Source organism: Streptomyces sp. NPDC041970, assembly GCF_055588985.1.
Genome location: NZ_JBVJCD010000010.1, coordinates 85016 through 91780 on the forward strand (window position 1 = coordinate 85016; position 6765 = coordinate 91780).

General features: G+C 73.3%; 8 protein-coding genes. 1 reads left to right on the forward strand and 7 read right to left on the reverse strand.

What is annotated here, in order from left to right:
* The first annotated feature begins 206 nt into the window (after positions 1–206).
* Positions 207–827, forward strand: coding sequence for a DedA family protein (locus ACZ6EJ_RS08325; protein ID WP_469265385.1), 621 nt, complete (start codon positions 207–209; stop codon positions 825–827).
* A gap of 65 nt (positions 828–892) precedes the next feature.
* Here ACZ6EJ_RS08325 and ACZ6EJ_RS08330 read toward each other — a convergent pair whose 3' ends face one another.
* The 7 genes from ACZ6EJ_RS08330 to ACZ6EJ_RS08360 form a co-directional block, all read right to left on the reverse strand.
* On the reverse strand, positions 893–1741 hold the full coding sequence (locus ACZ6EJ_RS08330; RefSeq protein WP_469265386.1) for an ABC transporter permease: 849 nt from the start codon (positions 1739–1741) through the stop codon (positions 893–895).
* Positions 1738–2838, reverse strand: coding sequence for an ABC transporter ATP-binding protein (locus ACZ6EJ_RS08335; RefSeq protein WP_469265388.1), 1101 nt, complete (start codon positions 2836–2838; stop codon positions 1738–1740). Before ACZ6EJ_RS08335 ends, ACZ6EJ_RS08330 begins: the two co-directional genes overlap by 4 nt.
* A complete protein-coding gene (locus tag ACZ6EJ_RS08340; protein WP_469265389.1) occupies positions 2838–3797 on the reverse strand; it encodes a TauD/TfdA family dioxygenase in 960 nt (319 codons plus the stop codon). Before ACZ6EJ_RS08340 ends, ACZ6EJ_RS08335 begins: the two co-directional genes overlap by 1 nt.
* Positions 3798–3856: 59 nt before the next feature.
* A complete protein-coding gene (locus tag ACZ6EJ_RS08345; protein WP_469265390.1) occupies positions 3857–4645 on the reverse strand; it encodes an FkbM family methyltransferase in 789 nt (262 codons plus the stop codon).
* A gap of 43 nt (positions 4646–4688) precedes the next feature.
* Complete coding sequence (locus ACZ6EJ_RS08350; RefSeq protein ID WP_469265391.1) at positions 4689–5630, reverse strand: TauD/TfdA family dioxygenase; 942 nt, start codon at positions 5628–5630, stop codon at positions 4689–4691.
* 11 nt (positions 5631–5641) lie between these two features.
* The gene (locus ACZ6EJ_RS08355) at positions 5642–6436 is read right to left on the reverse strand and encodes an alpha/beta fold hydrolase (protein ID WP_469265392.1); all 795 of its coding nucleotides are present in this window, start codon (positions 6434–6436) and stop codon (positions 5642–5644) included.
* Positions 6437–6526: 90 nt separating this feature from the next.
* Entirely contained in the window at positions 6527–6763 is a 237-nt protein-coding gene (locus ACZ6EJ_RS08360; RefSeq protein ID WP_469265424.1) for an MbtH family protein, read from the reverse strand.
* Positions 6764–6765: the final 2 nt, after the last annotated feature.

Consider the following 6765-nt stretch of genomic DNA (forward strand, 5'->3'; position numbering starts at 1 on the left):
GGGCCGCCTCGGCGGCTGCCGCCTGGTAGGTTGGCTTCCCTTCGCCCTCCTTCATGACCCGTACCGGTCGGCCGGGAATGCGCCCGGCGAGACCGGGAAGTCGTTTTCCCGTTCCCTTCCGTGAGTTCCCGGAAGAAGGGCGCACACCTGCCCAGGGGCGCTGCCGGGAGGGCTCCACGAGCGAGGAGAGGCGGAAGAGGGCTGCCATGTCATGGATGCACGATCTGCTGACAGCGGTGTCGGAGATGAACCCGGTCGCCAGATTCGCCCTGGCCTCGGCGTTCGCGTTCGCGGAGTCCGGCCTCGGCGCCGGCATGGTCGTCCCCGGCGAGGTCGCGGTCCTGGCCCTGAGCGCCGGGACGGAAGGGACCCGCCCCCTGCTGGCCCTCTTCCTCGTCGTCACGGTCAGCAGCTCGGCCGGCGACCACATCGGCTACCTCCTCGGCATCCGGTACGGGCAGCGAATGCGGGAGACCCGCCTGGTGCGCCGGATCGGCCAGCACCACTGGGACCGGGCCCAGGAACTCTGCCACCGGCACGGGGCCGGCGCGGTCTTCCTGACCCGGCTGCTGCCCGTCGTCCGCACCCTCACCCCCGCGACCGCCGGAGTCGGCTCCGTCCCCTACCTCCGCTTCCTGCCCGCCTCCCTCGCCGGAGCCGCGATGTGGTCCGCGCTCTACGTGTCCGCGGGGACACTGGTCTCGGCCTCCCTGCGCGAGGCCGAGACCCTGCTCTCCACCATCCTGTGGACCCTGCTGGGCGTGGCGGCCGCCCTCACGCTCGCCACCGTGTGGTGGCGGCGCAGACACCGCCGCCGCACCCCCTGACCGCGCCCCGCGCCCGTCCCGCCGCGCGCGTCCGGGACGGCGCGGTCGCCCGCCGGACAGCACGGTCACTCGTCGGGCGGTCGGCGGAAACCGCGCGCGGCCAGCACCATCATCGCCGCCATCAGCCCCAGGGCCGCGCACAGCGCCGCGGGCACCTCGCTCCCGACCTGCCCTCCCAGCGCGAGGCTCCGCGACGCCTCCACCGCGTAGCTCACCGGATTGACGGTCGCGACGGCCGCCAGCCAACCGGGCAGCACGTCGATCGGCACGAACGCGCTGGAGGCGAACATCAGCGGGAAGTTGACGAAGAAGCCGATGCTGGACAGCACCTCCACCTTCCGCAGCCACGCGGCGAGCGCGATGAAGATCCAGATCAGGGACCAGATCACCAGCGTGGACAGCAGCAACGCCGCCACCAGGCCCCCCATTCCTCCCCCCGCCCGGTAGCCGAACAGCAGGTGGCCCCCCACGACCAGGACCAGCAACTGCATCCCCGAGCGCGTCAGATCGGCGATCGAACGCGCCACCAGCACCAACGGCAGCGACAACGGCAGCACGCGGAATCGGCGCACCATCCCGCCCTCCATGTCCCGCACCAGGCCGACCCCCGCGGACTGCGAGGTGCCGATCCCGGTGGTGACGAGGAGAGCGGGGAGCAGGAACTCGATGTAGGACACCCCGCGCGGAAGGACCGAGCGGTCCGCGAGGCTGCCGAAGACCTGACTGATCAGCAGCAGCATCACCACCGGCTGCGCCACGCTGAACAGCACCACCCTGCGGTCCGCGTAGACCAGGCGGATCTGCCGTGCCGTGAGGACCCGAAGCTGCGCCGCCCTGCCCGCCGGCTGCCAGCGCGGGCCCCGCTCCCCCATCGCGGGCTCAGCCGGGGGCGCCATCGTACGAGGTGCGTTCACAAGGTCTCCGGGATGTCGCCGGTGCGCCGTCGCGCCTCCGGAAGAGGGGTGCGGCGGGCCCCCACCGGTACGGGGCCGGAAGGCCGGCGGGTGGGGCTCGGGCGGCCCCCGTCCGGCGTGGCGGACCCGCCGGACGGGTCCGCCGCAGGGGCGGGGGCGTGGGGGTCCGCGGCGGTGAAGGCGAGGTAGACGTCGTCCAGGGAGGGCTCCGAGTAGCGGATCTCGCTCACGCTCTGCCCCACGGCGTCCAGCAGCCGGATCACCGCGGCCAGATCCGCCGAACCGCCCGCCGGCACGGTCAGCTCACGCCGTGCCGCCCGCACCGCGGGCGGGAACCCGGCCCGGCCCAGGGCGTCGGCGGCCATGGCCATGTCGCCCTGCGGCTCGATCCGCAACGTGATGGAGCCGCTGCCCGCCCGCGCCTTCAACTCCGCCGCCGTGCCCGAGACCAGGACCCGCCCCGCTCCCAGCACGGTGATCCGGTCGGCAAGCCGATCGGCCTCCTCCAGATACTGCGTCGTCAGCAGGACCGTCGTACCGCCGCGTGTCAGCTCCTCGACCATCTCCCACAACCCGACGCGGCTCGGCAGGTCCAGCCCGACACTCGGCTCGTCCAGGAACAGGACGTCGGGGCGCCCGACCAGCCCCAGCGCCAGATCCAACCGGCGCCGCATCCCCCCGGAGTACGACACCGCCCTGCGGGCCCCGGCGCCGCGCAGGCCGAACGCCTCCAGCAGCTCCTCCGCCCGCGCCCGCGCCTCCCTCCGCGAGGCCCCGCACAACCGCGCCACCAGGACGAGGTTGTCGTAGCCCGAGAGCTGCTCGTCGAGCGCGGCGAACTGCCCGGTGACCCCGATGCGCCGACGCACCTCGTCGGGGCGGGCGGCCACGTCGAAGCCGGCGACCGAGGCGGCGCCCGTCGTGGGGGGCGTCAGGGTGGACAGGATGTTGACGAGGGTGGTCTTGCCCGCCCCGTTGTGGCCCAGAAGGCCCATGATCTCCCCGCGCGCCACCGTCAGGTCCACCCCGTCGAGGGCCTGGACCGCGCCGAAGCGCTTGTGGAGGCCGGTGGCGTGGATCGCCTGGTCCGCCGCCATCAGCTCAGCACGCGCCCGTGCTGTGCGCGCACGGCGCGCGACCGGCGGTGGTCCAGGTGGACGAAGGCGCGCTGGAGCCAGCGGTCCTCGCCGTCGTAGCGCGGGACGAAGGCCGTACGCCCGTGCAGCGCGACGCGGTTGTCCACGTACACCAGGTCGGCGGGGTCGAGGACGAGTTCCTCCGCGACGGTGCGGACGGCGTCCGCCAGGGCGTCCATGGCCTGCCTGCCCCAGGGGTCGCTCGTGTGGGTGGCGTGGAAGTCGACGCGGATGTCCGGGTCCTCCACGTCGCCGGTGAGGACGGCGTGCGGCTTGGTCCCGCTGTCGGGGCGTTCGAAGGAGGGGGGCGGCTCGGTGGTGAACAGGGGGCGCCGCAGCGTCTCGCGCGTCCCGGCGTCCAGGTGCTCCAGGGCGGCGCGGGCGGAGGCGACCCGCAGCCCGGCGGCCCGGTCGTGGTCGCTGCGGACGCAGAACAGGCCCACGTAGTCGGGGCGGTGGGCGTGGAAGGCGTTCTCGGTGTGCATCTCCAGCGGGACGGAGCCGGCGTTGGACTGCTGGCCCTCCCGGCCGGGCACGGGCACCACGTTCTGCACGAGCGCCCCCTGCTTCTCGTTGCGGTAGGCGATGACGTCGCCCAGCTCCATGGACAGGGCGCACAGCACGGAGGCGCTCAGCGTCGCCCTGCGCTCCACGGAGTCGGCCTCCAGCGGGGTGGCCGGCACGTCGTCGGCGGCGGGGAGGTTGCGCAGGAGCAGCCTGCCGGTGGGGCCGGGGTCGTGGCGGAAGGCGCGGAGCCGGTCCTGGAGGCGGGCGGGCAGGTGGCAGGAGAGGGCGCGGCACCGGTCGAGCCAGGCCCGTTCGTCCACGAGGGCGGGCGGCGTGCGCGTCAGCTCCTCGGCCAGGGCTGCCACGTCGGCGCGTTCGGCGTCGGACAGTTCGAAGCCGTTGTCGGGGTTCATGGTGTTTCTCCGAAGTGGGGTGGGGAACGGGGCGGTTCGCCTCGGCGGCGGGCGGCGCCTCAGGGGCGGTGGTGCTCCGATACGGCGAACAGGGTGTGGCGGTCGCTGCCCGCGTACCGGTCCTCCTGCTCGGTCAGGACGCTGAACCCGCGGTGCTCCAGTTCGTCGACCACGGCTCGGAGCCTCCCCGCGGTGCTGCTGCCGGGGCTGTCGTGGACCTCCATGGCGATCTGGCGGACCAGTGGCCAGTGCCGGTCCGCCAGGCCCCGCAGCACTTCCCGTTCGCCGCGCTGGACGTCGATCTTCAGCAGGTCGATCCGGTCCACGGGGTGCTCGTCGAGGACCGCGGAGAGCGGGCGCAGCCGGCAGTGCACCTTCTCCTCCCGGAACCGGAAGGCGAGGAGTTCGTCCAGCATCCGCTCGGCCTCGGGCAGGTGGTCGGTGCGCACCTGGCCCCGGACGAACGCGCGCTCGGCCTCGGTGTCCGCCAGGGTGCTGCGCGTCGACATGGTCGAGTAGCCCGGATAGTGGGTGAACTCCACCTCCTGCTCCCTCTCGGCCAGACCGCAGGGGTGGGCGAGCCCCGCCACCGCGTGGCGTTCCCGGTTGCGGCACAGGAGTTCGTAGACCGAGGGGACCGGTTCGAAGGAGTGGACCGTGGCGCCGGGTCTCTCGGACCGCACGAACAGGGTGAACATGCCGATGTTCGCCCCGACGTCGAAGACGACGGGCTCCCGCGGCAGGCTCAGGGCCTTCGGGAGGTAGGCGCGGCGGGTGAAGATCTCGTCGTAGAGGAACTCCGTCTCGTGCTGGTTGAGGCCTTCCACGTCGGCGAGGGCGATGGTCATCGGTACGGCCTTCCTGGGGGGTGCGGTGGTGGGGGGAGCAGTCCTAGTCCGACATGGCGACCAGGATGCGGCGGTCGCCGCCGAAGGGCCTGCGGCCGTGCGCCGCCTGGACGTTGTCGACGAGCATGAGGTCTCCGGGCCGCCAGTCGTTGTCCACGGCCTGCTCCAGGCCGCGGTCGCGCACCTGGCGTACGTGGTCGGCGGGTATCGGGGCGCCGTCCGCGAAGGCCACCGACTGGGGCAGCTCCTCGGGGGGCAGCATCGCCATCAGCGCGGCGGCGGTCTCGTCGCCGAGCGCCGCCGGGTGCCACTGGTCGCTCTGGTTGAACCACAGCGTCTCGCCCGTCACGGGGTGCTCGATCGTCGCGGGGCGGACGTGGCTGACCCGCAGTCCGCCGCGCGCGTTCCACTGCCAGGACGCCCCGGTGCGCGCGAGGTAGTCCTCGACCTCGGACCGTTCCCCGGTCTCGAAGGTGTCCTGCCAGCTCTTGCCGAGGCCGCGTCCCCCGTGGAGGTTCTGGGTGTAGCGCAGGCCGCCCGCGAAGGCCTGGCGGACGTCCTCGTCCAGGGCCCGGTACCAGGCGGCGTTGTCCACCACCGGTGTCGCGCCGCCGCTGTCGGCCGCCCGCTCGCAGTAGAAGAGCAGCCGGGCCGGCCACTGGGCGGCGTAGGACATCTCGCTGTGCATCGAGATGGTGAACTCCGCCGGGTACTCCGTGGAGGTGTAGACGTTGTGGCCGACCTTGGTGCGCGGGGAGTTGCCGAAGACGTAGGGCAGGCGGTCCGGGAGCAGGAGCGGCATGATCCTCTCCAGCTCCCGCGGGCCCACTCCGAAGCCGCTCAGGACCAGCACCTTGTGGGCGGCCAGGAGTTCGTCGGTGCGCGCGGTGTCCTGGAGGAAGCCGGCCAGGGCGTCGGCGGTGGCGGGCAGCGCGTGGCCGTCCGGGCTGATCCCGGCGGGCCGCCAGGGGGTGGTCGGGTGCATCGGGGGCTCTTTCATGCGTCGAGGAATCGGGTGATGAGCCGGTTGACCCGGTCGGGCTGTTCGAGGTAGCCGTAGTGGCCGCAGTCGGGCACGACGTGGTAGTCGGCCTCGGGCAGGGCGCGGGCGATCTCCTCGGCCAGGTGCGCCGGGGCCACGATGTCGTCGGCGAAGGCGATCACCCGGCAGGGGGCGGTGATCCGGGCCAGGTCCTCCCCGCGGTCCTCGGCGGCGCTGATCTCCCCCTGGGTGCGGACACCGGGGCCCGCGGCGGTCGCCAGTTCGAAGAGGTCGAGCCAGTCGGTGATCCGCTCGTCGTCCGCGAGGGTCCTGGGCGAGAGGTTCTGCATCGCCCGCACCACCGCCCGGTAGCGGGGCGGCACGGTGACGCCGCTGTCGGCGAGCTCGATCTCGGCGGCGGTCGCGGCGGCCCGCATCCGGTCCGCGCGGGCCCGCGGCGCCATCAGGACGCACCGGGAGACCAGGTCGGGGCGGATACGGGCGACCTCGCGCGCGACCCGTGCCCCCAGGGAGGTCCCCACGAGCGCGCACGGGCCCAGACCGAGGTGCTCGATCAAGCCGACGGTGTCGGCCGCCATGTCCTGGAGGGTGAAGTCGGGGCCCCCTCCGCTGGGGGCGATGCCCCGGTTGGTGAACGTGACGGCCTCGAAGCCCGCGGCGACCAGCGCGGGCACCTGGTACAGGTGCCAGCCCGTCCCGGCGGTGCCGCTGCCCATGATCAACAGGACGGGGGGACCGCTGCCGGTGCGTTCGTAGTCCAGGTCGATCCCGTTGATCCGTGCCAGCATCCAGGCTCCCTCGAAGTTCCTCGGCGGTCGTCAGACGGTGTTCGGGCCGGGAGGGCGCGGGCGGGCCGGGCCGCCCGCCCGCGCCTGCGGTCACTGGGCCGCGCCCGCGGACCTCTCGTGGGACTCCATGGCCTCGATGAGGCTCTTGGGCCGCATGTCGGTCCAGTTCGCCTCGATGTAGTCCAGGCACTCCTGGCGCGGGCGCTCGCGCACCACGGCCCGCCAGCCCGCGGGGATCTCCACGAAGTGGGGCCACAGGGAGTGCTGGTTCTCGTCGTTGACCAGGACGTGGAAGGCGCCCTCGGCGTCGTCGAAGGGGTTGGTCATCG

Excerpts from the sequence above, each read along its gene's own strand:
- ACZ6EJ_RS08325 (WP_469265385.1), top strand. The coding sequence starts at position 207 with ATGTCATGGATGCACGATCTGCTGACAGCGGTGTCGGAGATGAACCCG.
- ACZ6EJ_RS08335 (WP_469265388.1), bottom strand. The coding sequence starts at position 2,838 with ATGGCGGCGGACCAGGCGATCCACGCCACCGGCCTCCACAAGCGCTTC.
- ACZ6EJ_RS08340 (WP_469265389.1), bottom strand. The coding sequence starts at position 3,797 with ATGAACCCCGACAACGGCTTCGAACTGTCCGACGCCGAACGCGCCGAC.
- ACZ6EJ_RS08345 (WP_469265390.1), bottom strand. The coding sequence starts at position 4,645 with ATGACCATCGCCCTCGCCGACGTGGAAGGCCTCAACCAGCACGAGACG.
- ACZ6EJ_RS08350 (WP_469265391.1), bottom strand. The coding sequence starts at position 5,630 with ATGCACCCGACCACCCCCTGGCGGCCCGCCGGGATCAGCCCGGACGGC.
- ACZ6EJ_RS08355 (WP_469265392.1), bottom strand. The coding sequence starts at position 6,436 with ATGCTGGCACGGATCAACGGGATCGACCTGGACTACGAACGCACCGGC.
- ACZ6EJ_RS08360 (WP_469265424.1), bottom strand. The coding sequence starts at position 6,763 with ATGACCAACCCCTTCGACGACGCCGAGGGCGCCTTCCACGTCCTGGTC.